General features: G+C 63.9%; 26 protein-coding genes. 3 read left to right on the forward strand and 23 right to left on the reverse strand.

Features of this window, described 5'->3' with window-relative positions; all coding sequences use genetic code 11:
- A partial coding sequence (locus tag ENZ74_RS01355) for an MFS transporter (protein WP_127312643.1) occupies positions 1-654 on the reverse strand: 654 nt, incomplete at its 3' end.
- Between the two features lie 121 nt (positions 655-775).
- Between ENZ74_RS01355 and ENZ74_RS01360 the strand changes: the two genes are divergently transcribed.
- Positions 776-1,777, forward strand: coding sequence for an ornithine cyclodeaminase family protein (locus ENZ74_RS01360; RefSeq protein ID WP_063168533.1), 1,002 nt, complete (start codon positions 776-778; stop codon positions 1,775-1,777).
- A complete protein-coding gene (hutH, locus tag ENZ74_RS01365) occupies positions 1,774-3,255 on the forward strand; it encodes a histidine ammonia-lyase (protein ID WP_063168534.1) in 1,482 nt (493 codons plus the stop codon). The genes ENZ74_RS01360 and hutH overlap by 4 nt, the downstream gene beginning before the upstream one ends.
- A 9-nt stretch (positions 3,256-3,264) precedes the next feature.
- Here the strand turns inward: hutH and purU are convergent, their stop codons facing one another.
- The 15 genes from purU to ENZ74_RS01440 form a co-directional block, all read right to left on the reverse strand.
- The gene (gene purU, locus ENZ74_RS01370; protein WP_063168535.1) at positions 3,265-4,146 is read right to left on the reverse strand and encodes a formyltetrahydrofolate deformylase; all 882 of its coding nucleotides are present in this window, start codon (positions 4,144-4,146) and stop codon (positions 3,265-3,267) included.
- A complete protein-coding gene (locus ENZ74_RS01375; protein WP_063168536.1) occupies positions 4,143-4,943 on the reverse strand; it encodes a 3-methyl-2-oxobutanoate hydroxymethyltransferase in 801 nt (266 codons plus the stop codon). The genes purU and ENZ74_RS01375 overlap by 4 nt, the downstream gene beginning before the upstream one ends.
- A gap of 34 nt (positions 4,944-4,977) precedes the next feature.
- A complete protein-coding gene (locus ENZ74_RS01380) occupies positions 4,978-5,292 on the reverse strand; it encodes a MocE family 2Fe-2S type ferredoxin (protein ID WP_013530832.1) in 315 nt (104 codons plus the stop codon).
- Between the two features lie 11 nt (positions 5,293-5,303).
- On the reverse strand, positions 5,304-6,425 hold the full coding sequence (locus ENZ74_RS01385; RefSeq protein ID WP_082826495.1) for a fatty acid desaturase family protein: 1,122 nt from the start codon (positions 6,423-6,425) through the stop codon (positions 5,304-5,306).
- A gap of 10 nt (positions 6,426-6,435) precedes the next feature.
- Positions 6,436-7,617: an aldose 1-epimerase family protein gene (locus ENZ74_RS01390; protein WP_063168537.1), complete on the reverse strand. Its 1,182-nt coding sequence runs from the start codon at positions 7,615-7,617 to the stop codon at positions 6,436-6,438.
- Positions 7,618-7,633: 16 nt separating this feature from the next.
- On the reverse strand, positions 7,634-8,416 hold the full coding sequence (locus ENZ74_RS01395) for an ATP-binding cassette domain-containing protein (RefSeq protein ID WP_024501560.1): 783 nt from the start codon (positions 8,414-8,416) through the stop codon (positions 7,634-7,636).
- Positions 8,413-9,393, reverse strand: a complete 981-nt coding sequence (locus ENZ74_RS01400; RefSeq protein ID WP_032898639.1) for an ABC transporter permease — start codon at positions 9,391-9,393, stop codon at positions 8,413-8,415. The genes ENZ74_RS01395 and ENZ74_RS01400 overlap by 4 nt, the downstream gene beginning before the upstream one ends.
- Before the next feature lie 81 nt (positions 9,394-9,474).
- Positions 9,475-10,419 (reverse strand): substrate-binding domain-containing protein, encoded by a 945-nt coding sequence (locus ENZ74_RS01405; protein WP_024501562.1) that lies wholly within the window; start codon positions 10,417-10,419, stop codon positions 9,475-9,477.
- Between the two features lie 64 nt (positions 10,420-10,483).
- A complete protein-coding gene (locus tag ENZ74_RS01410) occupies positions 10,484-11,398 on the reverse strand; it encodes a sugar phosphate isomerase/epimerase (RefSeq protein WP_013530826.1) in 915 nt (304 codons plus the stop codon).
- A gap of 55 nt (positions 11,399-11,453) precedes the next feature.
- Positions 11,454-12,539 carry a Gfo/Idh/MocA family oxidoreductase gene (locus tag ENZ74_RS01415; protein WP_063168538.1) on the reverse strand — a complete coding sequence of 362 codons (1,086 nt, stop codon included), beginning with the start codon at positions 12,537-12,539 and terminating at the stop codon, positions 11,454-11,456.
- A 35-nt stretch (positions 12,540-12,574) separates the two neighbouring features.
- Positions 12,575-13,636, reverse strand: a complete 1,062-nt coding sequence (locus ENZ74_RS01420) for an ABC transporter ATP-binding protein (RefSeq protein ID WP_063168539.1) — start codon at positions 13,634-13,636, stop codon at positions 12,575-12,577.
- A gap of 1 nt (position 13,637) precedes the next feature.
- Positions 13,638-14,729 (reverse strand): ABC transporter ATP-binding protein, encoded by a 1,092-nt coding sequence (locus ENZ74_RS01425; protein ID WP_063168540.1) that lies wholly within the window; start codon positions 14,727-14,729, stop codon positions 13,638-13,640.
- A complete protein-coding gene (locus ENZ74_RS01430; RefSeq protein ID WP_063168541.1) occupies positions 14,726-15,685 on the reverse strand; it encodes a sugar ABC transporter permease in 960 nt (319 codons plus the stop codon). The genes ENZ74_RS01425 and ENZ74_RS01430 overlap by 4 nt, the downstream gene beginning before the upstream one ends.
- Positions 15,682-16,542 carry a carbohydrate ABC transporter permease gene (locus ENZ74_RS01435; protein ID WP_024501565.1) on the reverse strand — a complete coding sequence of 287 codons (861 nt, stop codon included), beginning with the start codon at positions 16,540-16,542 and terminating at the stop codon, positions 15,682-15,684. The genes ENZ74_RS01430 and ENZ74_RS01435 overlap by 4 nt, the downstream gene beginning before the upstream one ends.
- An 81-nt stretch (positions 16,543-16,623) precedes the next feature.
- Entirely contained in the window at positions 16,624-18,237 is a 1,614-nt protein-coding gene (locus ENZ74_RS01440) for an extracellular solute-binding protein (RefSeq protein WP_063168542.1), read from the reverse strand.
- A gap of 336 nt (positions 18,238-18,573) precedes the next feature.
- Here ENZ74_RS01440 and ENZ74_RS01445 point away from each other — a divergent pair, with 336 nt between their 5' ends.
- Positions 18,574-19,602: a LacI family DNA-binding transcriptional regulator gene (locus ENZ74_RS01445; protein WP_024501567.1), complete on the forward strand. Its 1,029-nt coding sequence runs from the start codon at positions 18,574-18,576 to the stop codon at positions 19,600-19,602.
- Positions 19,603-19,659: 57 nt separating this feature from the next.
- Here ENZ74_RS01445 and ENZ74_RS01450 read toward each other — a convergent pair whose 3' ends face one another.
- The 7 genes from ENZ74_RS01450 to ENZ74_RS01480 all read right to left on the reverse strand — a co-directional run.
- Positions 19,660-20,679, reverse strand: a complete 1,020-nt coding sequence (locus ENZ74_RS01450) for an aliphatic sulfonate ABC transporter substrate-binding protein (protein WP_063168543.1) — start codon at positions 20,677-20,679, stop codon at positions 19,660-19,662.
- Between the two features lie 36 nt (positions 20,680-20,715).
- Positions 20,716-21,612 carry an ABC transporter permease gene (locus ENZ74_RS01455; protein ID WP_127224208.1) on the reverse strand — a complete coding sequence of 299 codons (897 nt, stop codon included), beginning with the start codon at positions 21,610-21,612 and terminating at the stop codon, positions 20,716-20,718.
- 12 nt (positions 21,613-21,624) lie between these two features.
- Positions 21,625-22,461 (reverse strand): ABC transporter ATP-binding protein, encoded by an 837-nt coding sequence (locus ENZ74_RS01460; RefSeq protein ID WP_013530817.1) that lies wholly within the window; start codon positions 22,459-22,461, stop codon positions 21,625-21,627.
- A 17-nt stretch (positions 22,462-22,478) separates the two neighbouring features.
- The gene (locus tag ENZ74_RS01465) at positions 22,479-22,805 is read right to left on the reverse strand and encodes a ferredoxin family protein (RefSeq protein WP_013530816.1); all 327 of its coding nucleotides are present in this window, start codon (positions 22,803-22,805) and stop codon (positions 22,479-22,481) included.
- The gene (locus ENZ74_RS01470; RefSeq protein WP_024501571.1) at positions 22,802-24,427 is read right to left on the reverse strand and encodes an FAD-binding protein; all 1,626 of its coding nucleotides are present in this window, start codon (positions 24,425-24,427) and stop codon (positions 22,802-22,804) included. The genes ENZ74_RS01465 and ENZ74_RS01470 overlap by 4 nt, the downstream gene beginning before the upstream one ends.
- A gap of 31 nt (positions 24,428-24,458) precedes the next feature.
- Positions 24,459-25,055 (reverse strand): thioredoxin family protein, encoded by a 597-nt coding sequence (locus ENZ74_RS01475; RefSeq protein WP_063168544.1) that lies wholly within the window; start codon positions 25,053-25,055, stop codon positions 24,459-24,461.
- A 280-nt stretch (positions 25,056-25,335) separates the two neighbouring features.
- A partial coding sequence (locus ENZ74_RS01480; RefSeq protein WP_127312644.1) for an ABC transporter substrate-binding protein occupies positions 25,336-26,100 on the reverse strand: 765 nt, incomplete at its 5' end.

Consider the following 26,100-nt stretch of genomic DNA (forward strand, 5'->3'; position numbering starts at 1 on the left):
GGAAAGCCCCGCCGATGTCAGGAAAAAACCGGGCCAGTCGAGCGGCTTGGGGTCGGCCTCGCGGTCGCCTGGGATGAAACGGGCGACCAGCGCCAGCCCGATCACGCCGAGCGGGATGTTGATGAAGAAATTCCAGTGCCAGGACAGATAGGTGGTGATGAAGCCGCCGAGCACCGGCCCGACCACCGGCGCAAACAGTGCTGGCCAGGTGATCAGCGCCGTGGCGTTGAGCAGTTCGGATTTCGGCGCATTGCGCAGGACGAGAATGCGCCCAACCGGCGTCATCAGCGCGCTGCCGAGCCCTTGCACGACACGTGCGGCGACGAACTGGGTCAGGGTTTGCGAGAGGCCGCAGGCGAGCGAAGCCAGGGTGAACAGGACGATCGCCAGCAGGAAGATGTTGCGCGCCCCGAACCGGTCGGCGAGCCAGCCCGACAGCGGCACGAACACCGCCATGGTCAGCATGTAGACGGTGATGCCGATGCTCATCGCCACCGGCGACACGCCGAAGGAGGCGCCCATCTGCGGCAGCGATGTCGAGATGATCGTCGAATCCAGCAACTGCATGAAGAAGGCGATGGCGACGATCAGCGCCACGCGCCGCGCATGGATGGCCGTTTCGGACAAGGTTGCGGTCTCGGGAATGGCAGTCATGACGGAACCGGTTTGAACAGCATCTCCCCGGCGGCGTCCAGAGACGTCGCAACAAACTTTCGTGTGCCGCCATGGCCTGCTATGGAATGGATGGGGCCGTCGAGGAGAGTATACGCGTAACATGAAGCCCATCTACATCGACTACCTCAATGCCCTCGACATCGATGCCCTTGCCATGACCGATGGCGAAATCATCGCCGCCGTCGAGGCTGGCCTGGTGGCGCAAGGCAAGGGCCAGACGGTGATCGAACCGCGCGTCCATCTCGAGCCGGACCCGTCCTTCCACGGCCATTTCAATGTGTTGCGCGGCTACGTCGCGCCGCTCGACACGGCCGGCGTCAAGATCGTCGGCGACTATGTCGACAATTACCTGCATGGCCTGCCTTCCGAATTCGGCATCCTCAACCTGTTCGACCCGCGCACCGGCGCGCCGCGCGCCATCCTCGACGCCACCGTCATCACCGACATGCGAACCGGCGCCGTCACCGCCATCGGCGCCAGGCATCTGGCGCGCAAGAATTCCAAGGTGCTGGCCCATATCGGCGCGCGCGGCACCGCCTACTGGAATGTGCGCCTGCTCGACCATCTCTTCGACTTCGACGAGATTCGCGTCCATTCGCGCCGCCCGGAAAGCCGCGACGGTTTTGCCGCCGAACTCTCCGCCGATCTCGGCAAGACGGTCACAGCGGTGGCCGACTGGAAAAGCTGCATCGAGGGCGCCGACATCGTCGTCGAGGCCTCGCGGCTGCCGGAGCCGCAGCCGCTGCTGAGGACCGAATGGATCAAACGGGGCGCACTGGTCGTGCCCTATGGCACGATGAGCGCGGTCGAACTGTCGTTGACCGACATCATGCAGAAAATGGTCGTCGACGATTGGGGCCAGTGCAAGGGCGGCAAGTTCGGCTCGCTACGCGCCCATGTCGAGACCGGGCGGCTGAGCGAGCAGACGCTGCATGCCGAGCTCGGCCAGATCGCCGCCGGCCTGAAAGTTGGGCGCGAAAGCGACGACGAAACGATCCTGTTCTGGCATCGTGGCCTGTCGCTGTCTGATATCGCATTGGGCAAGGCGATGCTGGCCAAGGCGCAGGCGCAAGGCATCGGCCAGAGACTGCGCTTCGCATGAGCGCGCTCGTCCTCACCGGAACCGGCGTCGGCGTTGGCGATGTCGCTGCGGTCGCCCGCGATGGGCGCAAGGTGGAGATCGGACCCGATGTCATCGGCAGGCTGGAGAAGGCACGAAAAGTGCTCGACCAGGCTGCAGCGTCCAGCCAGCAGATCTATGGCTTGAACACCGGGCTCGGCGCCAATCTCGGCACTGCTGTAGAGGGCGATGCCGGAGCCTTCCAGCGCCAGTTGCTGGAGGGACGCAGCGGCGCCGTCGGCGAAGGATTGCCGGTCGATGCCGTGCGGGCAAGCATGGCCGCGCGTGCAGCGATGCTGTCGGTTGGCGGATCCGGCCTTTCGTCTTCCGTCTTCGTTGCTTTGCTCGACGCGCTCAATGCCGGCGTCCATCCCGTCATGCCCTCGCTCGGTTCGATCGGAGCCGGCGACCTGGTGCTGATGACGGCACTCGCCCGCATGCTCACCGGCGAAGGCGAAGCCGACTATCAGGGCCGTCGCATACCGGCGGCCAAGGCGCTGATGATGGCGCGCCTCGCCCCGATCAGCCTGGCGCCCAAGGACGGGCTATCGCTGATCAACGCATCGGCGGTTTCCGCCGGCAGCGGCGCACTTGCGGTGACGGATGCCCTCACTGCCCTGGCCCAGCAACAGCATGCCGGGGCTCTGACCATGGAAGGTTTTGGTGCCAACCGCACCATCCTCGACCCGCGCCTGCATATGGCGCGCCCGGCGGCCGGCCAGCAGGAAGCAGCCAAGGTGCTGCACAATCTGCTCGTCCGAGACGACGCGCCGGCACCGACCACCTTGCAGGACCCGCTGTCGATCCGCTGCATGCCATCGGTCCATGGCGCACTGATCGAGGCGATCGGCCAGGCGAGACAGGCTGTCGAGATCGAGCTCAACGCCGCCGCCGACAACCCGCTGGTGCTGGGCGATGATGAACTGGTACTGTCGACCGGCAATTTCCACACCGCCGCACTGGCGCTCGCCTTTGAGACGCTCGGCCTGGCGATCGCCCAATGTGCCGCGGCCAGTGCCGCGCGCTTCATTCAGCTCACCGGTTCGGGCCGCAATGGCCTGCCGAAATATCTGTCGCCGGTCGGCGGCGCCTCGGCCGGCTTCGTGCCGCTACAGAAGACAGTGACCTCGATCCTGGCCGCCATCCGCCACAAGGCCAATCCGGTGATGCTCGACTTTCTGGCCGTGTCGGAGGGCGTCGAGGATCACGCCACGCAGACACCTCTGGCGGTTGCGAAATGCGCAGGGATGATCGCGCTGTGGCGGCGGCTGATCGCCTTCGAATTGATGGCCGCGGCACAGGCCGTCGACCTGCGCGACGGCTTCACACTGGCGCCGCGCACGGCCGCACTTCACGCGGCGATACGCTCGCTCGTCCCCATGCTGAAAGAGGACCGGCCGCTCGGCATCGACGCCGAAGCGCTTTACGCCGCGCTCGCCGGCGGAAATTGGCCGGCCTGACGCGGCTTCTCAGAAGACGACGGTCTTGTGGCCGTTGAGCATGACGCGGGCTTCGAGATGCAGCTTGACGGCGCGCGCCAGTACCCGGCTTTCGATGTCGCGCCCGACGGCGACGAAATCCTCGGCGCTCATCGCATGGGTGACGCGTTCGGTCTCCTGATCGATGATCGGGCCCTCGTCGAGGTCGGAGGTGACGTAATGCGCCGTCGCACCGATCAGCTTGACGCCGCGGTCGAAAGCCTGGTGGTACGGCTTGGCGCCCTTGAAGCTCGGCAGGAACGAATGGTGGATGTTGATCGCCCGTCCGAACAGCCGGTCCGACAGACCTTTTGAAAAGACCTGCATGTAGCGCGCCAGGATGACCAGTTCGGCCCCTGTCCGCTGCACCAGGTCCAGCAGTTTCTGTTCCTGTTCGGCCTTGTTCTCCTTGGTGGTCGGCCAATGGTGGTAGGGAATGCCCTCCAGCTCGGCGAAGCGGCGGGCATCCTCGTGGTTGGAGACGACGGCTGCAACCTCCGCGTTCAGCCAGCCGACCCTGATCTGGTACAGCAGATGGAGAAGCGCGTGGTCGAACTTGGAGACCATGACGATGATCTTCGGGCGGCGTCCCTGATCGACCAGCGCGGTCTTCATGCCGAAGCGGTCGACGCTCGATTCCAGGGCCCGCTCCAGACTGTCCCCGGTCGAGCCTAACGGGCTGATGAAGGCGATCCGCATGAAAAAGCGATTGGTCTGCCGGTCCCAGAACTGGCTGCTTTCGGCGATGTTGGCGCCGTTCGCGGCAAGCTCCGCCGTGACGGCGGCGACGATCCCCGGCCGATCCTCGCAGGAAAGCGTGAGAATATGAACCGGCGCGGCCTCGCCCGTCGCATCATTGCCTTGAGATTTCACGCCCCGTCGACCCTCTTCATGAACAGGCTGAGTTCAGCCGGATCCATATGCACCACATGCTTGTCTTCGGGATAGGCGAGACTGTTCACGTCGGCAACATATTCCGAAAACGCGGCGATACGCTCGGCCTGCAAACGATCATATTCGGCGGCGAAATTGCGATAGACCTTGGAATGACGGGGCATGTGGCCACGGTTCTGGCCGAGAATGTCGTCGGCGAACAGATATTGCGCATCGCAACCGGTACCCGCTCCCATCGACAGCATGATCAGCGACGTCCGCTCCGAGATCGCCTTGGCCACCTCGACCGGCACCACCTCGATCTCGGCGCCGATGGCGCCGGCGGCCTCCAGTTGCTTCACCGCCGCGAAGATATCCATGGCGGTGTCGGCGGTCTTGCCGACCGCCTTGAAGCCGCCAGTCCAGGTCGCCCGTGACGGGATCAGCCCGACATGGCCGATCACCGGGATATTGTCATCGGCCATCCGCTTGATCGTGGCGTAGCCGGCGCTGCAATAGACCGCGTCGGCGCCGGCCTTGTAGAGCCGGAAGGCCCAGCGCACGAAATCGTCCGCCGTGCCGATCTCGTAGAAATTGTCGCCCGGCATGGTGAACAGGCTGGGCGCCGCGTCGCGGTACTCAGGGTTGAGCACCAATTCGGGCGGCACCGAGACGATGTCGACCCCTGCGCGCTCCGCGGCCTCGGCCTCGTCCATCGTCAGCACACGCAGCATGGTCAGCTGTCGCTTGCCCTTCATGGCGCGCAAATCCGCCACCGTCGGTCTTTTTCGGCTCATCAAAAGGGTTCCCTCAGTTGCATTCGGCGGCAGGTCAGCCGATCTGGATCATCACTTTGCCAGCCTCGACCTTCACTGGATAGGTGGCGAGATTGACGCATACCGGTGCGCCTCGAGCCACGCCCGTCTTGTAGTTGAAGCGGCCATTGTGCTTGGGGCATTCGATGATGTCGTCCATCACCAGCCCATCGGCCAGATGCGCCTTCTCATGCGTGCAGTATCCGTCGGTTGCGAAGTACTCGTCATCGGGACTGCGATAGATGGCGAAGGTACGGCCGCCATGATCGAAGCGGATGACATCCTCTTCCTCGACATCGTCGACGCCACACGCTTCAACCCAGTCGGCCATCTGCTTCTCCCCTATTCCGCCGCCGCCGGAACGGTCAGTGCATGGAATTCGTCCCGGTACGGCCGCGCCGTCGGCGGCAATTCACGTTTGAGGAAATAATCCTCGTACTGAAGCTGCTTCAGCAGCACCGGCCAGACCTCGCGATAGGCATGCCACATCGAAGGGTTCGGCTCGGGCAGATCGTGCTTGATCAATTCGTGCAGCCTCGGCAGCGCGTGATAGGGCACCATCGGGAACATGTGATGTTCGACATGATAGTTCATGTTCCAATAGATGAAGCGGCTGATCGGGTTCATGTAGACGGTGCGCGTGTTCAGCCGGTGGTCGGTGACATTGTCGGCCAGCCCGATATGCTGCAGCAGGCCGGTCAGCACCATGTGCCAGCTGCCGTAGAGGCGCGGCAGGCCGATCAGCACCAGCGGCAGGAACGACCACAGATGAAGCGCTAGCCCGATCGCCCCGACATAGATGGCGACATGCCAGCGCGCGGCTGTGACCACCTTGTGAAGCTCCATCTCGGGAATAAAGCTTTTCTCGTCCGGCGAGATGCTGCCGAACGCATTGCGCACCAGCGTCGGCAGCGAATAGCGGAAATCGAGAACACCGGTGAAGGCGAGTGCGGCGCGCAGCAGGTCCGGCGGACGCATCACCGCGATCTCGGCGTCGCGGCCGACGATGATCGTGTCGGTGTGGTGGCGGGCATGGCTCCAGCGCCAGGTCACCGGATTGCGCATCAGCATGAAGCTGGCGATCTGGTAGACGGCATCGTTCATCCAGCGTGTGCGGAAGGCGGTGCCGTGGCCGCACTCGTGCCAGCGCGAGTCGCTGGACGAGCCGTAGAGCACGCCATAGACGAGCAGGAACGGCACCACCCACCACGTGCCCCAGAACCAGGCGATCCCGGCGGCGGAACCCAATATGGCAACGATCCAGATGATCGTGTCGCGGATCGCCGGGCCGTCCGAGCGCTGCATCAGCTCTTTCATCGCCTTGCGCGGCACATCGGTGTGATACCACTCGGCCGAGGCCAGCCCGGTCTCGATCGCGATGCGCGTGCTTTCCCCGACCAGGCTGTAGTCGCGCTTTTTCTCCATCACATCGACCTCCGATTTCCGGCCCGCCAGCCGGAGCATTCGTTTCGCCTCATGCCCTGTCCGCCAATCCCGGAAAATTACCCGACGGTACAGGATAATCCTGTTGCGGCTGCCTGGCGATCGACGCGATCTTTGCTTCGGCCTCGGCGATCGCGCCGGCGCCGTCGAGCACCCGGAACACTGCGTCGTAAGAACGGCTTTCACTATGCTCCAGCCAGATCATCTCGCCCCGCTCGCGCGCCGCGAGATTGCCGAGCACATGATGCGTCGAGGGTTCGATGCCCAGCGCATACTGCCCCGCCTGAAAATTCTGCCATTGATATGCGCAAGGCAGCTGGTCCTTGCGCGTCACCACTTCGAAGCCGAGCCCGAGCTGATCGTTGACCACTGCCACCGGCACCTCGCCATTGGCGTCCGCCGCCATCTCGTGCTGCCAGACCTGCTCGCTGAAACCCGATTGCGGCGCCGGCATCGTGCGGTAACCCACCTTCTGCGCCTGGTAGCGCTCGCCGGCATGGCCAGCCCAGACGACGTCGCGGATCGGCGCCAGATAGCGCGAACCCTCGTCGAGCAAGGGATGGCTGACATTGACGTGGTAAAAATACATGTGCGGCGTGCGGTTGAAACCGTGGTTGACGACGCGATCCGACAGCCGGATCTCGTTGCCGCCGACATCGGCCTCGATACGCCGGATCAGATGCAGATCCTCGCCGAACACTGCCGATTGCTGCACGGTGCCTTCGGCCCACAGCACGCAGCGGTCGCCGTCCCAGGTCTCGCCATAACCGGTCAGCCGCGCCGGAATGGTGCCGACGCGGCCATGCAGCGAATGGATCACGGTCTTCCTGCCCGGGTAGTTGTAGCTATCGGCCGGCACTTCTTCCCGGCCCAATATGTGGTCGAGGCCGCAGGTGACAAGCAGCCCTGAAAACGAACGCGCCCAGGCGAGCCCCCCTTCCCCCTCATAATCGTGCAGACCGGGGTTGCGAAAGCCGCTCGGCGAATGCCAGCCGATCGCCTGGCCCTTGAAGTCGCAATCGGCGATGTCGAGCGCCCGGTCGACCAGCGCCGTGAAACGCAGCCCCGTGCCGGTGCGGAACTCCAGCATGCGGATGCCGCGTTCCACGCCGTCGCCAAGCGTCATCAGCCGCACGCCGGCAAATTGCGACAGCATGCCCGAACGTTCCGACACCTGCCGGCGCGAAAGCGTCTTGCCGTAGAGTTCTACCATGTGACGGCCAACTTCTTCACTTCGCTCTCGTCTCTTTCAGCAGGGCCGACATATCGGCGCCGGTGATGATGCTTTCCACGGTCAGAAGATCGGTATCGGCAACCGTCTGCTCGGCGACGATCTCGCCGCGGCGCATGACGATGATGCGGTCGGCGACCTGGAACACGTGATGGATGTTGTGGGTGATCAAGAGCACGGAATGACCGGCGTCACGCACCTCCTTGACGAAGCGCAGCACGCCATGGGTTTCCTCGACACCGAGATTGTTGGTCGGTTCGTCGAGGATGATGACCTTGGCGGCGAACTGCATGGCGCGAGAAATCGCGATCGACTGCCGCTCGCCACCCGATAGCGTCGAGACCAGCGCATCGGCGTCGAGTTTTTTCGAGATGCCGACGCGCTTCAACAGCGCCGACGCCGCGTCTCGCAATTTGGCGAAATCGAGCGGCGCGAACACGCCCAGCCATTTCAGCTTGACCGGCTCGCGCCCAAGGAAAAGATTGCGCGCGATGCTGAGATCCGGCGCAAGAGACGTATCCTGGTGGATGGTCTCGATGCCGAGGTCCATCGCGTCGCGTGTCGAACGGATCGAAACCTTTTCACCGCGCACATAGATGTCGCCACGGTCGATCGGAAACACACCGGAAATCGCCTTGATCAGCGTCGATTTGCCGGCGCCGTTGTCGCCGAGCAGGGCCACCACCTCGCCTTCCTTGAGGGCAAAGGACGCATTCTTCAGTGCGCGGACGCTGCCGAAGGATTTTTGCAGATTCTGCAGCCGGAGAACTTCCATCGTCAGCCCCTTGCGGCGTTCTTCTGCAGCAAAGCGTGCAGGATGAGCATGGCGAGGATGATCAGGCCGACGAAGATGTTGTAGGCGAGGCCCGGCACGCCGATCAGCACAATGCCGTTGCGGATCGCGCGCAGCATCAGCGCACCGACGATGGTGCCGAGGATCGTGCCGCGTCCGCCGGTCAGCGCCGTGCCGCCGACCACCACCATGGCGATCACTTCGAGCTCGTAGCCGGTGCCGGCCACCGGTGAAGCGGCCGAAATGCGGAAGGCGCTGATCATGCCGGCCAGCCCCGCCAGAACCGAAGTCAGGATGAACAGCCACACCTTGACGGCGTCCGCCGGCACGCCACGCGCCACCGCCGCGTTGCGGTTCGAGCCGATGGCGCTGATCCAGTTGCCGAGCTTGGCATAGCGCAGCACGTAGATTGCCAGCAGCGAGAGACCGATGAACCACCACAGCGAGGTGTAGAACCGGAACGAGCCGACATTGAAGCTGCCGGCCAGCAGCGTCACGAAAAAACCCGGCTGGTCCCAGGATTTCAGCGGAAAGCCCTGCGTGATGTAGAGCGCTGCCCCACGCACCACGAGCAGCATCGACAGCGTGACCAGGAAGGACGAAATGCCGATCTTGGTGACGATCAGCCCGTTGATGGCGCCGATGGCGATGCACAGCAGAAGCCCGGCCAGAAGGGCGACACCTATATCCACGCCGCCGTTCTGCACCAGGAGCATGACGATGACCGGCGCCAGCCCGAACACGGCGCCGACCGACAGGTCGAACTCGCCCGCCGTCAACAGCAGCGTCATGCCGAGCGCGATGATGCCGAGCTCGGGCAGGAACGCCATCATGTTGGAGATGTTGAGCGGCGACAGGAAATTGGCATCGGCAACGGCGAACACCGCGAGCAGGACAATGAGGATGACGAGCGAGGAGAATTGCGGCGAGCGCATAAGGCTCGATCTGCGTTTCCCGACAGGCATTTCGTCTTCTGCGGCGATCATCATGACTGCTTGAACCATGCTTTGAAGAGACGCCCGCAGCTTACGCCGCGGGCACCGTTTTCACTTCGTGTCGTAGAGTTTCAGGATCGGTTCGACGCTCGAGGCGTCGTAGAGGCTGAACGTATGGATGTCGTAGCCGATCGGCTCACCCGAAGCGGCGAGCCCGAGCAGCGCCACCGGCATGAAGCCCTGCGCAGACGGGAACTGCCAGGCGGCCGCGTTGACGAAACCGGATTTGACGGCTTCCGCGGTTTCCTTGGAATTGCCCCAGCCGACGACCGGGATCTTGCCGGCCGGCACGCCGGCGCCGTCGAACACCCGCTTGACGCTGGCCGCGACGGAATCGCCAAGCGCGATGATCGCCGGCGGATTGTTGGCCACCATGTAGTCGGTCATCTTGGCAATGATGCCGGCCGGGTCGGTGCCGCAATCGACCACATCATATTTGATCCCCAACGGATCGAAGACGCTGGCGATGCCTTCGGTCTCCAGCTGCTGATAGCTGGCGCCGGGCACTTCCACCGGCAGGAACACCTTGTCGCCCTGCTTCACCATCTTGTGGTCGACAAGATACTTGGCCCAGATGACCCCCGCCTCCTTGAGATCGGCGCCGACATAGGCCTGCCGTCCGGTCGCCGGATCGTCTGTGTTGAAGAACACGATCGGGATGCCGGCTGCCTTGGCCGCCTTCACCTCTTCCGTCCACAAGCCCGGCTGGGCCGACGTGGTGGCGATGCCGTCGGGCTTGGCCGCAAGCGCGGAATTGAAGGCCTCCTTCTGCGCCGCCATGTCGCCGCCGCTGAATGAGATCTTGCAGGTCACCTTGAGCTGGTCGCAGGCTTTGGTCGCGCCGGCATTCCAGTCCAGCCAGAACGCATCCGACGGACCGCCATGCGACAGCAAGTAGAACGTCTTCTGGCCATCCTGCGCCATTGCCGGCGCGCTCAACGAGACGCCGGCGAGCAGCGTTACGGCAGCCGCCAGTTTCAATGCGAATTTCAACATTTTTTCTCCTCCCTTACTTTGGAACCGAACCGCGCCGCCGCGAACCAGCGGCGCGAGAAGGCCGTCACAGACCGTTGGCGCGGAACTTCCCGTCGAGGAATTTCTTGGCCCTCGGCACGTCGTCTTCCGAGAGATGCTCGATGATCACCGGGATGTTCGGATGCTTTTCCGCCAGCCGCTGGAGATAGAGGTCGTAGTTCAGCGAACCGAGGCCCGGTGCCGGCAACTCGATCTCACCGACGCCACGGAATGTATGGCTCTCCAGCGCGTCCTCGTCGCCGATATCGGCGTGCTTCTCGGACTTGTCGCCGCCCGAACGCTTGACGTCCTTGGCGTGAGCTATTCTGATCTTGTCGGTCAGCGTGTCGAACACCTGGTTCAGGATCTGGTCCATCCTGTCGATGTTATGCGTCTCGAAATAATTGGTCGGGTCCATCAGCAGACCGAGGCCGGGGTGATCGACCTGCGCGAACATCTTGACCGTCTCCTCGACCGAGCCGACGACGTTGTTGACATAGGTTTCGAGCAGGAAGACCGCGCCGTGGTCATAGGCCGTCTGGGCAAGGTCGGCGACCACCTTGCGGCATTCCTCGAACCCTTCCTCGGTCTTGTTCTTGGGGTGATGCACCCAGTCGGATTCGGTGTTGTAGGTGCCGGTTTCCGAGATCACATACGGGCTGCCGAAATGGCGGGCGTTGCGGATGATCTCTTTGAGGTAGCCGACGCGCTTGTCGCGCTCGGCCTTGTCCGGGTGGATGATATTTGTGTAGCCGGAAATGCAGCACACCGGCAGGTGATGATCGCGGAAGACGTCGCGCACCTTCTTGGCCTTGTCCTTGGTGATCTGCCCGGCCGACAGGTCGACATCCTTGAAGTGGAGGTCGAGTTGCACCGTGTTGAAATCGAGCCCGCGGATCTTCTTCGCCGTCTCTTCGAGGCCGTACGGGAAATAGCCCGTGAAAATACCTGCCTGCATCATGGTGTGAATTCCTCCCTGTAAGCGATTCAGTTGTTTGGTGTTTCAGCTGCGGTGATCAGGTAGCGATTTCGGAAAGCTTGACCGTGCGGGCCTCGTCGATCGAGCGGTAGCCCGCCTCGACCAGCGCCATGGTCTTGACGTTGTCGGCGACCGACAGCGCCGGCGGCGTGCCGGTCTTCACCGCGTGCTGGAGCTGCTCCATCACACCGATAAAGGCATGCGGGAACCACATCGTGTCCCAGCTCGGGCTGACCCATTCGCCGCCGGTCGTCTCGGTCGAAGCGTAAGTCAGCGTCGAGGCAGCGCCCGTCGGCCAGCCGATGGTGCCCTTCGCGACCCCCTTGCTGCCGTCGACGCGCCAGTTGATGTGCTGGTCGTCCTTGTAGCCATCCTGGCGCGGACCCGACCAGACATCCTCCAGCGACACGGCAAGCACGCCGGACGGGAAGCGCAGCGTCGACACGGTGATGCCGTCGGAGTGGTCGAATGTCGTGCGCGGGTCTTTGCGTGTCAGCGTGGTGATCTCGTCGGGATCGCCGAACAGGAAGCGCAGCACGTCGAGATGATGCACGCTCATATTGGCGAGCGTCAGCCGGTCATAATCCTCGAGAAAGCTCTGCCAATGCGGGATGGCGTGCATGTCGATCTGCGCGAAGACGATGTCGCCCAGCGCGCCGCTGTCGATGATCTGCTTCAAGACGCGCATCGATTGGTCGTAGCGCATGTTCTGATTGATCGAGAGGATCTTGCCGGCCTTGGCCGCCTCATCGCGCAGCTTGACCGCTTCCTCGACTGACAGCGCCAGCGGCTTCTGCGCCAGGATCGCCTTGATATGCTTCTGCCTCAGCGCGTGACGGATCAGCGCCGGCTGCAGGTCGGGCGGGAAAGCAAGGTCGATGATCTCGACATTTTCGTCCTCGATCAGTTTTTCCGGTGTGTCGTGGACGGTCGGAATGCCCCAGCGCGTCGCCACCTTATCGGCGCTGGCCCTGGTGCGCGAGGCGATTGCCACCACCGGGAACCCGGCTTCCTTGTAGGCGGCGAGATGGCACTCGGCCATGATCATGCCTGCGCCGACACAGCCGATCTTGTATTCCTTCGTGCGGACCTTCACGTCCGGCTCGAAGCCTTTGCTTGCCATCTCTTCCTCCCGAAACTCTTTCCTTGCGGCGGCCGTCATCGTGCCAACGCCCCGCCGCTCTGTTCGAAATAATGCACTCTGGCCGGCTCGCAGGATATCGCCACCATGGCATCCGGCCGGATGTCGGGCTGGCCGCGCAGCAACGCCTTCAGCCGCGCCTGCCCGGCAGCGAGCGTCACCACGGTGTAGCCGCCAAGCGGCTCGACCTCGAACACTCGCGCCGGGCGGCCCGGGCCCCCGTCCGCCCACGGTCTGACCTTGATGTCCTCCGGCCTCAGCCCGATCTCCACGGCATCGGCGGGCGCTGTCTTGTCGTCGATGCGGATCGTGCCTTCAGCCGCTTCGACACCGCCCTCGCCACGCGCCGATCTGAGGATGTTCATCATCGGCGAGCCAAGTAGCCTTGCCACATAGGTGCTGGCCGGGCGGTCGTAAATCTCTGCCGGCGTACCGATCTGCCTGATCTTGCCGTCCTCCAGGATGGCGATGCGATCGGCGACCGACATCGCTTCTTCCTGGTCATGCGTGACGTAGATCAGCGTCTTGCCGAGTTCGCGCTGGATGCGCTTCAGCTCGACGCGCGTTTCTTCGCGCAGCCTGGCGTCGAGCGCCGAGATCGGATCGTCCATCAGATAGGCATTGGGATCGCGCACCAGAGCCCGGGCGATCGCCACGCGCTGCCGCTCCCCGCCCGAAAGCTGTCCCGGCGGCTTGTGCAGGATATGGCCGATATGTAGCTTCGCCGCGACGTCGGTGACCCGCCGCTTGATCTCGGCCTCGGCGACCCGGCGTTCGACCAGGGGAAAGCGGACATTTTCGAGCCCGCTCATATGCGGGAACAGCGCCAGGTTCTGGAACACCATAGCCACGTTGCGCTCGGCCGGCGACATCGCGTTGACCGGCCTGCCTCCGATCAGGATTTCGCCGGTGTCAGGTGTCTCCAACCCGAGCACCAGGCGCAGGATGGTCGACTTGCCCGACAGCGGCGGACCGAAGAAGCAGAAGAACTCATTGTCGTTGACGGTGAACGAGGCGTCGTCGACGGCGAGTGTATTGCCGTAGCGTTTGGTCACATTACGGAAGACGATATCGGCCATCTCAACCTGCCTTCATCGCAAGGCCGGTAGCGGCGTCGAAGACGCGCACCGACGACGTAGTGGGAGCGATGACAGCGGTGTCGCCGATAGCCAGCCCGACATCATTGTCGAACACCGTTTTCACAGCCGCCTCGCCCTGGCCGAGATGAACGATGGTGCGCGCACCGATCCGTTCGACAAAGGTCACCGGCATTGCGAGGCCCTGCCCATTCTGCACCAACGTCGCCTGTTCAGGCCGGAATCCGTAAAGCACCTCGCCGCGTGCACCACGCATGGCCGCTGCGAGTTCGCCCGGCAGCGGCGGCGTGACGCCCAACGGTCCGAGATCGACGACCAGTCCGCGGTCGCTCTCCGCCGGCCTGCCCTTGAGCAGATTCATGCCCGGCGCACCGATAAAGCGGGCGACGAAGACATTGGCTGGATCGTTGTAGACCTCGAGCGGCGTGCCGACCTGCTGCAAAACCCCATGATCCATGACCGCGATGCGGTCGGCCATGGTCATCGCCTCGAGCTGATCGTGGGTGACATACACCATGGTCTGGCGGAACTGCCGCTGCAGCTGCTTCAGTTCGGTGCGCATGACGGCCCGGAAAGCGGCGTCGACATTGGAGAGCGGCTCGTCGAGCAGGAAGATCGCCGGCTCCATGATCGCCGAGCGGCCGATCGCCACCCGTTGCAATATATTGACCGACAGCCTGTCGGCCTTGCGGTCGAGCAGCGGCGAAAGCTGCAGCATCTCGGCGATGGCGCCGACACGGCGATCGATCTCGGCTTTGGCAGCCCCTCGCATTTTTGGTCCATAGGCAAGGTTCTGGCGCACCGTCATATGCGTGAAGATGGCGTAGTTCTGGAACACGAAGCCGACGCCACGCCGGCCCATCGGCACGCCGGCCATGTCGCGCTCGCCAAACAGGATCTTGCCGCCGGTCGGTTCTTCCATGCCGGCGATCATGTTCATCGTCGTCGACTTGCCGCAGCCCGACGGGCCGAGCAGCGCCATGAACTCGCCATCTGATATTGCCAGGTCCATGGTCTTCAGCGCGGTGAAGTCGCCGAATTTCTTGACCAGGTTTTGCAGGTGGATGGCGCTCATGCCGGTACCTCGCGTGCACGCGCCATGCGCTTCATGGCAAACACTGCGACGATCGACAGCACGACCAAAATGGCCAGCGCGATCGCCGCCACATAGCCCCAGATCAGGTCCTGCGTGGTGAGCTTGTAGATGTAGACCGAGATGGTTTCGGTAGCGACGCCTGGACCGCCGCCGGTCATGATGTAGAGCGTGTCGAAGATCTTGAAGTTCTCGATCACCCGGATCGCCAACGCGATGATGATGATCGTCTTCATCTTCGGCAGCACGATGGTGACGAAGCGCTGCCACGGATTGGCGCCGAGCAGCGTCGCCGCCTTGATCTGGTCCTCCGGCACGCCGACCAGGCCGGCAAGCAGGATAAGGAACATCAGCGGCGTCCATTGCCAGATGTCGGCGACCATCACCGCAATCAGCGCCAGAGTCGGATCCGACAGCCAGGCGATGGTGACGAGAGATCCGGTGAGCGCCGACAAGATGTCGTTCACCGGGCCGCCCGACTGGAACAGCATGAAGAACATGTAGCCGGCCACGGCAGGCACCACCATCATCGGCATCAGCAGGATCGAATAGAAGACGCGCTTGCCCGGGAAATCGTCGGCAAACAGTGTCGCCAGCGCCAGCCCGAGCAGGAATTCCGCCGGCACGCAGACGATCATGACGATGGCCGTACGCTTCAGCGCGCTCCAGAAGCGCGCGTCGGCGGCGAGATCGGTGTAGTTGGCAAAGCTGTTCCACATCGACCAGGCGTTCCACCAGCCGGTGCCCGACAGGGGCGACCAGTCGGTGACGCTGATGTAGAGCTGCATCAACAGCGGGAAGGCCGAGATGAACAGCACCAGGATCTGCGCAGGTAATGTCAGCCGGAAACCCAGCCTTGCGCCCTCATCGCGCGAAACCGGCTTTGCTCCGACGGCTTTCACCTCATCCTTGGAAGTCATGACAGTCACCGCGCTCATTGCTTGAGCGCCCCGAATGTCAACCCGCGCACCAGATGGCGTTGGATGGCGATGCCCATGATGACCGGCGGCACGGCCGCGATCAGGCCAAGCGCTGCCTTGGCGCCATAGAGCTGCCCGGTCATCGAGGAAGAAAGAGAGGCCATGTAGACCGGGATGGTCACCCATTCGCGCGTCGTCAGAAGCAGCGCGATCAGATAGTCCGACCAGTTGAGGATGAAGACGAAGAGCGCGGCACTGGCCAGCGGCGCGCGCATCATCGGCAGCGTGATGCGCGTGAAGACGCGCAGCCGCGAACAGCCTTCGACAAGCGCCGCCTCCTCGATCTCGCGCGGCATGTCGTCGAAGAAGGTCTTCATCAGCCAGAAGGCGAACGGCAAGGTGACGATGCCGTAGATCAGCGCCAACCCCCACCAGCTATCGGTGAAGTTGAGGAAAGCCCACATGATCATCACCGGGATCATGACCGCCATCGGCGGAAAGATCCTGAGTTGGATCAGCGCCAGCGGCAGGTTCTGGCCGGAGCCGAAACGCGACAGCCCATAAGCCGCGGCAGTGCCCGCCGACATGGCGATCACCGTGCCGAAAACCGCCGACAGCAGCGATGCGAGGATCGGCTTCAGCGCGGTACGGTCGAGCGCGACGATCAAATTGTTGGTCGACTCGCCGAAGACGAAACGAAAATTGCTGAGCGTCGGGTTCTTCGGCCACCAGGTCAGGTCGGCGCCGGTCGCCGACCATTCGGCGATCGGCTTGAACGCCATCGATACCATCCACAGGATCGGCACCAGCGTCACCGCCATGGCCGCGAAGATCGCGGCATAGCGGAATATCAGGAAAGGAACGGAACGCTTCATCTGGCGGCTTTGCTGGTGGCGCTGTGGGCGGAGGGGAAAAGCAGGCTCCTCCCCTCCTTCGATGTGATCCAGGGAGATGGATCAGACGATCGGGTCGAGAACTGTCGGCCAGGCCTCCTTGTTGGTCTTGATGGCTTCGAGCAGTTTGTCCTCGCCGGTGCGCCGCACGATCTTCTTCCACTCCGCCTCGGTATCGGCCATCGCCTGCTCGGATGTCTTGGCCTTGGTCAGCGCCGCCATGAGGTTCTCGTCGAGCGCATTGTGGAAGGCTGTCGCGCCGGGATAGTTGATGGTCGGCACGGTGCGCGCCACCGTCTCGCGCACGACGTCCATGTGGTAGGCATGATAGGTCTGGCGCACCAGCGGATCGGAGAAGTCCGAAAGCCGGAACGGGTCCAGATAACCGCCGGGATTGGCACTCATCCAGGCGTAGATACGGGCCGAGCCCAGCCATTGCAGCAGGAGATAGGCAACCTCCTGGTTCTTCGACTGCGACGAAACCATGCCGGTCAGCGAGAACCACAGCACGGAACGGCTGATCAGCTTGCCGTCGATCTCGCGGCCTGGCGGCAGCATCGAGCCGATCTTGCCGGTGACGGCCGAATCCTTGTTGCCGGCATTGTCGAGGAATTTCGGCAGGTTGGAGAAGGCGCAGGTCATCGCCGCACCACCCTTGGCGAAGTTGCCGTATTGCTCCGGCCAGCCCCAGGAGATCGCATCCGGCGAATGATGTGCGAGCGAAGCGACATATTCGTTGGTGGCGGCGATGCCTTGCTCGGAATTGATCATCGGCTTGCCGTCATCGCCAAACAGGAATTGGTTGGGCGAAGCCATCGAGACATAGCGCTGGTACCAATTGGTATAGCCCCAACCCTGGTTGCGCAGGTCGGTCGAGCCGAACAGGCCCTTGTCCGGTCGCTGGAAGAAGGCGGCGATGTCGCCATGCTGCTTCCAGGTCTTCGGCGGCGCCAGATCGTAGCCGTATTTGTCCTTGAAGGCCTTCTTCTCGGCTTCGTCGCCGAACAAATCGGTGCGGTAGACCCAGGTCTGGAAGTCGCCATCCAGCGATACGCCATAGTTGGAGCCGCGGTATTTGTTGAGCAGCGACACGCCCTTGGCGCCGTTGACATAACCGCTGACGGGATCGTCCCATTCGGGCTTGTGCTGCGCGACAAAGTCATCGAGCTTGGCGATGCCGCCGGTTTCGGCGAGGTCGCCGAGGCGGTTCCATTCGGTCGAATAGATGTCGTAGGCCCCACCCTTGGTGGAGATGTCCTGCATCGTCTTGGTGAATTCCTGGCCGTTCGGCAAACCGACGATTTCGATCGCGATGCCGGTTTCCTTTTCCCACAGCTCCTTGATCGACGGCGCACCGGCCGGGAACGGCTGCGTGAGCTGGCCGATCGAGCCGTCGGACAGGCCGAGCACGATCTTGGCGGGCGCCTTGCCGGCGCCCTTCAGCGCCTTGGCCGCCTCGATGGCGCGGCCTTCCGGCGTGTCGGCGCCATACTGGTAGCGCTCGGCTCCATCGAAGCCCGTCGGGCCGCCGATCATGCCTGGCGCCAGCGCGTCGGCCGCATAGGCGCGGCCGGGACGAATGAATTGGGGTGCGATACCAGCGGCGGCCATGATCACAGCCGCCTTTCCTCCGGATGCCAGCAGCCGGCGCCGCGAGATGCGGATCAAGTCAGACATTGAAACTCCTCCCTCAGGGCCACGTTTCCTCCACGGCCCTTATGAGGGATATTGACGGCAGCATGGCAAGGCTGTCAACATCATAAATAATCAAAACACCTCACAACATCGCAATAGGGCAAGGAAATGCACAAAAACGGGATCCATGCATCATGCCGGGTGCTTCAATTTGAGGGCACACGACCCTTCCCGGCCCTGCGCAGCCCTGCCGGACCATTTGATTTAGCGCGGCGGCTTGCGCATGGGCTAAGGGCGGATACATCATTTCCCATCAGAATCGCCGATGGCGGGGAAGCCGTCACCAGCCGATCTGACGCATGCAGGAGATGAAAGACGGTGCGTTCCACCCTGACTGACATAGCCCGGGAAGCCGGCGTCTCGGCCGCCACCGTCGACCGCGTGCTCAACAACCGACCCGGCGTGCGGGCGCGCACGCGCGAAATCGTGCTCGAAATGGCGCAGCGCCTCGGCTACATCGCCGAAGGCCCGAACGGCGCGCCGCCACGGCCCTCGCCTGGCGAGGTCATCCGACTCGACTTCGCGCTGCCGGCCGGCACCAATTCCTTCATCAAGATGCTGCACCGGCACATCGAGGCACAGGCTCTGGCGCGGCCCGACCTCGATGTCCATATCGCCACCATCGAGGGCTTCAATCCTGACCGGCTCGCCCGCCTGCTGCAGGACCTGCGCGGACAGACGCAAGGCGTCGGCGTTATAGCGCTCGACCATCCGACGGTGCGCGAAGCGATCCGATCCCTGTCGGCCAACGATATCAAGGTGGTGACCATCGCCTCCGACATCCTGCATGTGCCCAGGGTCGCCTATATCGGCATCGACAACCGCGCCGCCGGGCGGCTGGCCGGCTATCTGCTCAACCGCTTCATGGGATCGGGGCATCCGGGCAAGGTGGCGCTGTTCGCCGGCTCGCTGTCCTATCGCGGCCACGAAGAACGCGAGATGGGGTTCCGCCACGTCCTGACCGAGGAATCACCCAACCTGCAGATCGTCGAGATGCGCGAAATGCTCGACGACCGCGAGAAGGCCTATTCGGAGGCATCGGCCCTGCTGGAGCGGCACCCCGACCTTGCCGCGATCTACAATGTCGGCGCCGGCAACACCGGCATCGCCCGCGCGCTCAAGGAGCACGGCCGCGCCCAGTCCATGGTCTTCCTCGGCCACGAGGTGACGGACGGCACCAAGGACCTTCTGCTCGACGGCACGCTCGACGCGGTCATCGACCAGAACCCGCGCGTCGAAGCCCGCGAAGCGCTCAACACTTTGACCCATGCGGTCCGGGGATTGCCCTATGAACTGCACCAGCCAAGGCTGCAGGTGATCTTCAAGGAGAACATCCCAGAGATTTGACGGACCAGACGAACGGGGCAGCGCGGTAAAGCGCCCGCCCCGCTCGATGCTTCCAGTCTATTGGACGGCAGCGACTTCAGCCGCGGCGCCATCGACAAAGCTCTTGTCGACCCATTTTCCGTAGTCGATCGAGCCCTTCAGGAGCCCGGCGCTGGCCATGAATTTCTCCTCGCCCTGCAAGGCGGCGATCGCGTCGTCGGTGAGTTTCGGATCCTGGTGGAACACCCCGTCGGCATAGGTCTTGCGGACGGATTTCTCCGACGACTTGGTCGCCTCCACAAACGTCTTGATCGTCTCGTCCGGATGAGCGTCGGCCCAACGCGAAATCTCGATGTCGACCTTCAGCAGCCGCTTGACCAGATCGGGATATTTCGCCGCGAAGGCGCCGTTGACCGAGATGACGTTCGGCACGTTCCATTCCGGATGGGTGCTGGTGTCGAACAGCACCCGCGCCTCGCCGGTGTCGCCCAGCTTGGCCGCCGTCGAATCCGTCTCGACAATGGCGTCGATATCGCCGCGCAGCAGCGCCGGGCCGGATGCCTCGAAAGGCAGGTTCAGACCTTCGACGTCATTGGTGGTCAGGCCGACGCTGTTCAGTGCCTTGCTGAAGTTCGAATGCCGCACCGTTCCGGTGAGATAGGCGACCTTCTTGCCCCTGAGATCCTGCAGCGTCTTCAACGGCGAGTCGGTTTTGACGACGATGTAGGAACCGCCGGCCTTCACATAGCTCGACAGGCCGATCAGCTTGACGTCGGCGCCGGACGCAGCAACGCGCAGCGCCGGATTGTTGCCGGTATAGGTGAACTCGATGGCGCCGGTCGCCAATGCCGTCGTGGCTTCCGAGCCGCCGTTGAAGGTCACCAGTTCGACCTTGATGCCGTCCTTGGCGAATTCCTTGTCCCACCAGCCGTCCTTCTTGGCGAGGATGAATTTGAGGTGCCCCGGCGCCGTGCTGCCGATGCGGATGATGTCAGGCTTGTCCTGTGCGAAGGCAGGCATGCCGCCAAGGCCGATTACGACGGCAATGGCGCCCTTCAGAAGCAGCCGGCGAATTGCGTCGAATGGGATGTTGGGCATGGGAAAATCCTTCCTGTTTGGAATGAATGGGGCCGCTTAAATGAGCGAGGTCTCGGACTGGCCCTTCCAGGCTGTTGCCCAGCGCTCGAACCAGACGAGCAGGTAATTGACGGTCAGGCCGATGACGGTCAGCGTCAGGATGCCGGCGTACATGTCGGCCGTTTCCATCATCAGCTGCGAATTCTGGATGAGGAAACCGAGGCCGGATTTGGCCGCCAGCATCTCGGCGCCGATGACCGCGAACAGCGAGGATTTCACCGCCAGCCGAGCGCCGGCGACGATCGAGGGAATGCTGGCCGGCAGGATGACTTTCCGGAACAGGTCGAAGTCGGACGTGCCCATCGAGCGCGCCGCCTTGATGAGCAGCGGATCGACCGACTTGACGCCGCTGATCGTGTTGACGAGGAGAAAAAACACCGAGGAGTAGAAGGTGATCGCGACCTTCGATTCCTCGCCGATGCCGAGCAGCAGGATGAACACCGGCAGAAGCGCGAATTGCGAGGTGTTGCGCAGCGTCTGCACCAAAAGGTCGGAAACCTTCTCGAACAGCGAATAGCGCCCCATCAACAGACCGAGCGGGATGGCGACCACCACGCCGAGTGCGAAGCCGATCGCAGCGCGCTGCAGGCTTATGCCGATATGCTCGATCAGCACGCCCGAGGCGAGCAGCGCCCACCCGGCGACCAGCACCTCGCTCAGCGGCGGAAAGAAGATCCGGTTCAGCCAGCCGAGCCGGGGCGCGATCTCCCACAGCAGGAAGAACAGGCCGAGCAGCGGCAAGCCATAGAGGAATGTGCCGCGGCTCGCTTTCTTGCTCCGGATCTTGGCGTTGGCCTTGATGGCGGGGACCCTGGCGGCGGCTACCGTTTCGCCAGCGCCGGCAAACAGGTGGAGCGCTCCAGCGGAGCCAAACTTCTCGGTCAGATAGGCCATGGGTCCAGTTCCTCAGTGACTGAAGGCTGGCGACAGAGTCCAGTCCTTCTGCGCCTTGTTGACCTCGTCGCGCAGCACGTCCCAGACGCGAGCGCGATATAGATTGAATTCGGCGCTGGCGCGGATGTCGCCGTCGCGCGGCCGTGGCAGGTCGATATCGATGATCTCCTTCACCGCGCCCGGCCGCGCCGTCATCACCACCACCCGGTCGGCGAGGAAGATCGCCTCGTCGATCGAGTGGGTGACGAAAATGACCGTCGTGTTGATCTTGCCCCAGATCCGCAGCAGCTCGCCTTGCAGAAGCTCGCGCGTCTGCTGGTCAAGCGCCGCGAACGGCTCATCCATCAGCAACACTTCCGGGTTGCTGGCCAGCGCACGCGCGATCGCCACACGCTGCTGCATGCCGCCGGACAGCTGGTTGGGAAAACGGTCCTCGAAGCCGGCAAGGCCGAACAGCGACAACAGATGGCGGGCCGTCGCCGTGCGCTCAGCCTTGGCCACGCCGCGCACTTCCAGCGCATATTCGATGTTGGCGAGCGCCGTGCGCCAGGGAAACAGCGCATATTGCTGGAAGACATAGCCGGTCTTCGGGTCGGGCCTGGTGATGCGCCGGCCATCGAGCTTGACGTCGCCGCCGGTCGCCTGCGTCAGCCCGCCAATGATGTCGAGCAGCACCGACTTGCCCGAGCCGCTGGGGCCGACCAGCGTGATGAACTCGCCCTTGCGGATCGAGAGGTCAACGCCATCGAGCACGGTGACGCGGTCGGTCGCCTCGCCATCGACGGTGACGAACTGCCCCGGCTTGAGCTGGAAGGTCTTGCTGATGTCGCTGACGACGATACGGTCCATATCTGTCTCCGATCGGTTCACTGCGCCACGCGGATGCGGTGCGTCGGGTCGAATTCCGAGCCGCCGGCCTTGCCGCGCTTCCAGCCGAGCGCGCGGGCATAGGAGCCAAACAGCTGTCGGGCGTCGGCCTGAGCTTCCGTGATGCCGGTCGGCCCTTCGGCGAACTCGGCCACATAGAGCGCGTCGGTCGGGCAGTAGATTTCGCACAGGAAGCAGGTCTGGCAGTCCTCCTGGCGGGCGATCACTGGCACGCCGCTCTCGGTCGCGTCGAAGACGTTGGCCGGGCACACCTTGACGCAGATGTCGCATTCGACACAGCGCGTGGCCGAGACGATCTCGATCATGACGCCAGCTCCGCCAGCCGCTCAGGCGCGCCTGCGATGCGGAACGCATCCACACCGGTGATGACCAGCCGGTGCGCGAAGGCCGGGCTCTTGCCCGGCAAATCGGTGCGGCGATGCATACCGCGGCTCTCGGTGCGGTGCAGCGCTGCGGCCACGGACCAGCGCCCGGCGGCGGCGATCGAAGCTGCCTCTCGGGTACGGACCCTATCCAGCCCGTCGCCTTGCAGATGGTCGCGCACGTCGCGCCAGACACTCTCCAACCGCTCGCCGCTTTTCTCCAGGCCTTCGCCGGTGCGGAAGAAATTCTTGTCGAGCGGCGTCACCTCACTGCGCACCGCCTCGATGACTTCGCCTGCCGAGATGTCGACGCGCGGCGATGATGCAGGACGTAATCCAGCCTGGCCAAGCGACTGCACCTCAGTGCGGAATGCCTTGCCGGTCCGGCGCTTGGCATGGGTCGAAGCGCCCTTGCCCGCCCACCAGCCGCTGGCCAGCGCCCAGGACGAATTGACGGCGCCGCCGCCCGACACCGCACCGGTCATGATCTCGCGGCTGGCCGCGTCGCCGGCGACATAGAGGCCGGGTACGCCGGTGGCGCAATCGTCGGAGACGATGTCTATGCCGCCCGTGCCGCGCACCGTGCCTTCGGCGCGCAGGGTGATGCGGAACAGCTCGCTGAAAGGGTCGATGCCGGCGCGGTCATAGGGCACGAAGCAATTCGGCTGGCCCTGGCGCAGCCAGCCCTGCAGCGCTGGTTCGGCCTGATCGAGCCGCGCGTAGACCGGGCCGTCGATCAGCGCGCGCGCCACTTCCTCCTCGCGGTCGCCGATGCCGTTGCGCAACGGCTCGCCGGTCGGCCCGACGATCGGTGAGCCATCTTCGCGATGGAACGACGCCCAGCGGAACGGCAGCCCCTTGTTCAACGAGGAGCCGTAGGGCGCCAGCGTGTATTTGCCGGTGAACTCCATGCCCGACAGGCTGGCGCCGGCCTCCGCCGCCATCAGATAGCCGTCGCCGGTCAGCCCGGTCGCGCCGAGGATGCGCTCGCGGAAAGCGCAGCCACCGGTCGCCAGCACCACCGCGTTGGCGTCGACGCGCCAATCCTGGCCGATCTGCCTGGCGACACCGGCGGCGCCGACGATGGCATCGCCGTCCGACAAAAGTTCGAGCGCGGGATGATGGTCGAGGACGGTGACGCCGGCCAAAAGCACGCGGCGGCGCATGAAGCGCATGTAGTCCGGGCCGCGCAGATTGGCGATGTAGAGCCGGCCGTCATCCTCGCTCGGGAAGGGATAGCCCCATTCGGAGAGCCTGAGCAGGTTGCGGTAGGCGGTGTCAACGCAGCGCAGCATCCAGCGCGGGTCGGCGAGTTCGCCGGTGCGCTGCCAGCGTCGCTCGACCACGGCATGCCTGTTGTCGCCCGGCGGCACGCACCAGGTGCCGGTGTTGGACGGCGCGGTGGCGCCGCTGGTGCCGAGATAGCCCTTGTCGGCCAGCACCACCTTGGCGCCGGCCTCGGCCGCGGCGACTGCTGCCCAAGCTGCCGACGGACCGCCGCCCAGCACCAGCACGTCGGCCTGGAGCAGCAAGCTGTCGGAAGCGGATTTTTGCGGCTTGGGCATGGAGACCTGGCGAATAAAGTCGAAGCAGGCGCTAGGCCGCGCGGGCCGCGCTGGAAGACCACACCGGCTCGTTGCCCGCGCTCCACTTGATGTTGCAGCCGATCGACGGCGCCTGGCTGGCAGTGGGCCTGCCGCCCTCCAGCACCGTATCGACCGCCGCGCGCAGATCGGCACCCGTCACCGGCTTGCCGTTGCCCGGCCGCGCATCGTCGAACTGGCCGTGATAGGCGAGCCGCCGGTCAGTGCCGAACAGGAAGAAGTCGGGCGTGCAAGCCGCGCCATAGGCTTTCGCCGTCTGCTGCGACGCATCCTTGAGATAGGGGAAGGAATAGCCGAATTTTCCGGCCTCCTCGCCGATGCGGGCGAGCGTCTCCTCCGGATGCGCCTCGTGGTCGTTGGCGTTGATCGCCACCACCTGCAGCCCCTTGCCGGCGTAATCCCTGGCGAAAGCGGCAAGCTGCTCGCGGATCAGCACGACGAACGGGCAGCGGTTGGAGATGAAAGCGACGAGCAAGGCCGGCTTGGCGTCGAAATCGGCAAGGCGGTGCAGCACACCTTGCGCGTCGGGCAGCAGGAAGTCGGCGGCCCTGGTGCCGAGGTCGACCGGATTGGACTCTGTTTTCGGCATCGATGCGCTCCCTTGTGCAACCATTTTCACAGGCCAAGATGCGAGCGCTCCGAGCGCTCGCAGTTAGTCTATGAATTTAGTATAATTATAGGCTGGAGAGCGCATTCACGGTCAACCGCGCGGCTTAGAATATCGTGCCAATGTTTCAGGCCGAGCCGCCAAGTTTGTTCGGGCGGAAGCCGATCCGGAGAAATCCGGACGGACAGCATTTATGAAGCGCAACGGGGTTCGGCGACGAAATTGTACTGCCCAGCCGAACCGTCTTGCGATTTTCGCGACGTCATTCCCCTTCCGGATAGAGCGCTTTCGCCAGGTCGCGGATCGCATCCGATGTGCGCGGGCCGAAGCCGATCATGTAGGCGCCGTCGAGCACGACCAGCGCCTTCTTGGCTGCCGCCGGCGTTGCCGCCAGCGCGCGGTTGCCGAACACCAGCTCGGCCGACGGCCCGCCCTTGCCGTCGCCCATCATCAGGATGACGTCAGGCGCCATCTCGATCAGTTTTTCCTCCGACGCCGCCTTGTAGCCCTGTACGATGTCCATAGGGTTGAGGCCGCCGGCATAGCGGATGATGGCGTCGGCAGAAGTACCCGCGCCGGCAGCGCTCAGACGTACCAGGCCATGGAAGAACACCACCTTCTTGCGCCGCTCCGGCGGAATTTGCGACGCCAGATCCGCGGCAGCCTGAAAGGCGGTGAGCACCTCGGCGGAAACCGCCTTGCCCTTGTCCTCGAGCCCAAGGCTGGCGGCGATCAACGTGATCTTGTGCTCGATGCCTTGCGGGCTGTTGTCCTGCGGGACCAAGACGATCGGAATTGCCAGCGACTTCAGCACCTCGACCGCTTCAGGAGGCCCGCTGTCTTCTGCGGCCAGGATCAGGTCGGGTCGCAGGCTGGCCAGCCCCTCGACCGAAAGCTGGCGGCGGTAGCCGACATTGGGCTTTTGCGCGACTTCAGGCGGATATTTGCTGCCGCGATCAATAGCGACGATTCGCCCGCCGGCGCCCAGCGCGTGCACGCTCTCGGCGCCGTCGGACCCGAGCGTCAC

Origin of the sequence: Mesorhizobium sp. M7A.F.Ca.CA.002.15.2.1 (genome assembly GCF_003998715.1) — a bacterium.
Lineage (GTDB): Bacteria > Pseudomonadota > Alphaproteobacteria > Rhizobiales > Rhizobiaceae > Mesorhizobium > Mesorhizobium ciceri.

Bases quoted from the DNA above. Each gene is read 5' to 3' on its own strand.
- ENZ74_RS01360 (WP_063168533.1), top strand. From the start codon at position 776: ATGAAGCCCATCTACATCGACTACCTCAATGCCCTCGACATCGATGCC.
- hutH (WP_063168534.1), top strand. From the start codon at position 1,774: ATGAGCGCGCTCGTCCTCACCGGAACCGGCGTCGGCGTTGGCGATGTC.
- ENZ74_RS01375 (WP_063168536.1), bottom strand. From the start codon at position 4,943: ATGAGCCGAAAAAGACCGACGGTGGCGGATTTGCGCGCCATGAAGGGC.
- ENZ74_RS01380 (WP_013530832.1), bottom strand. From the start codon at position 5,292: ATGGCCGACTGGGTTGAAGCGTGTGGCGTCGACGATGTCGAGGAAGAG.
- ENZ74_RS01385 (WP_082826495.1), bottom strand. From the start codon at position 6,425: ATGCTCCGGCTGGCGGGCCGGAAATCGGAGGTCGATGTGATGGAGAAA.
- ENZ74_RS01390 (WP_063168537.1), bottom strand. From the start codon at position 7,617: ATGGTAGAACTCTACGGCAAGACGCTTTCGCGCCGGCAGGTGTCGGAA.
- ENZ74_RS01400 (WP_032898639.1), bottom strand. From the start codon at position 9,393: ATGCCTGTCGGGAAACGCAGATCGAGCCTTATGCGCTCGCCGCAATTC.
- ENZ74_RS01405 (WP_024501562.1), bottom strand. From the start codon at position 10,419: ATGTTGAAATTCGCATTGAAACTGGCGGCTGCCGTAACGCTGCTCGCC.
- ENZ74_RS01410 (WP_013530826.1), bottom strand. From the start codon at position 11,398: ATGATGCAGGCAGGTATTTTCACGGGCTATTTCCCGTACGGCCTCGAA.
- ENZ74_RS01415 (WP_063168538.1), bottom strand. From the start codon at position 12,539: ATGGCAAGCAAAGGCTTCGAGCCGGACGTGAAGGTCCGCACGAAGGAA.
- ENZ74_RS01420 (WP_063168539.1), bottom strand. From the start codon at position 13,636: ATGGCCGATATCGTCTTCCGTAATGTGACCAAACGCTACGGCAATACA.
- ENZ74_RS01425 (WP_063168540.1), bottom strand. From the start codon at position 14,729: ATGAGCGCCATCCACCTGCAAAACCTGGTCAAGAAATTCGGCGACTTC.
- ENZ74_RS01430 (WP_063168541.1), bottom strand. From the start codon at position 15,685: ATGAGCGCGGTGACTGTCATGACTTCCAAGGATGAGGTGAAAGCCGTC.
- ENZ74_RS01435 (WP_024501565.1), bottom strand. From the start codon at position 16,542: ATGAAGCGTTCCGTTCCTTTCCTGATATTCCGCTATGCCGCGATCTTC.
- ENZ74_RS01440 (WP_063168542.1), bottom strand. From the start codon at position 18,237: ATGTCTGACTTGATCCGCATCTCGCGGCGCCGGCTGCTGGCATCCGGA.
- ENZ74_RS01450 (WP_063168543.1), bottom strand. From the start codon at position 20,679: ATGCCCAACATCCCATTCGACGCAATTCGCCGGCTGCTTCTGAAGGGC.
- ENZ74_RS01455 (WP_127224208.1), bottom strand. From the start codon at position 21,612: ATGGCCTATCTGACCGAGAAGTTTGGCTCCGCTGGAGCGCTCCACCTG.
- ENZ74_RS01460 (WP_013530817.1), bottom strand. From the start codon at position 22,461: ATGGACCGTATCGTCGTCAGCGACATCAGCAAGACCTTCCAGCTCAAG.
- ENZ74_RS01465 (WP_013530816.1), bottom strand. From the start codon at position 22,805: ATGATCGAGATCGTCTCGGCCACGCGCTGTGTCGAATGCGACATCTGC.
- ENZ74_RS01470 (WP_024501571.1), bottom strand. From the start codon at position 24,427: ATGCCCAAGCCGCAAAAATCCGCTTCCGACAGCTTGCTGCTCCAGGCC.
- ENZ74_RS01475 (WP_063168544.1), bottom strand. From the start codon at position 25,055: ATGCCGAAAACAGAGTCCAATCCGGTCGACCTCGGCACCAGGGCCGCC.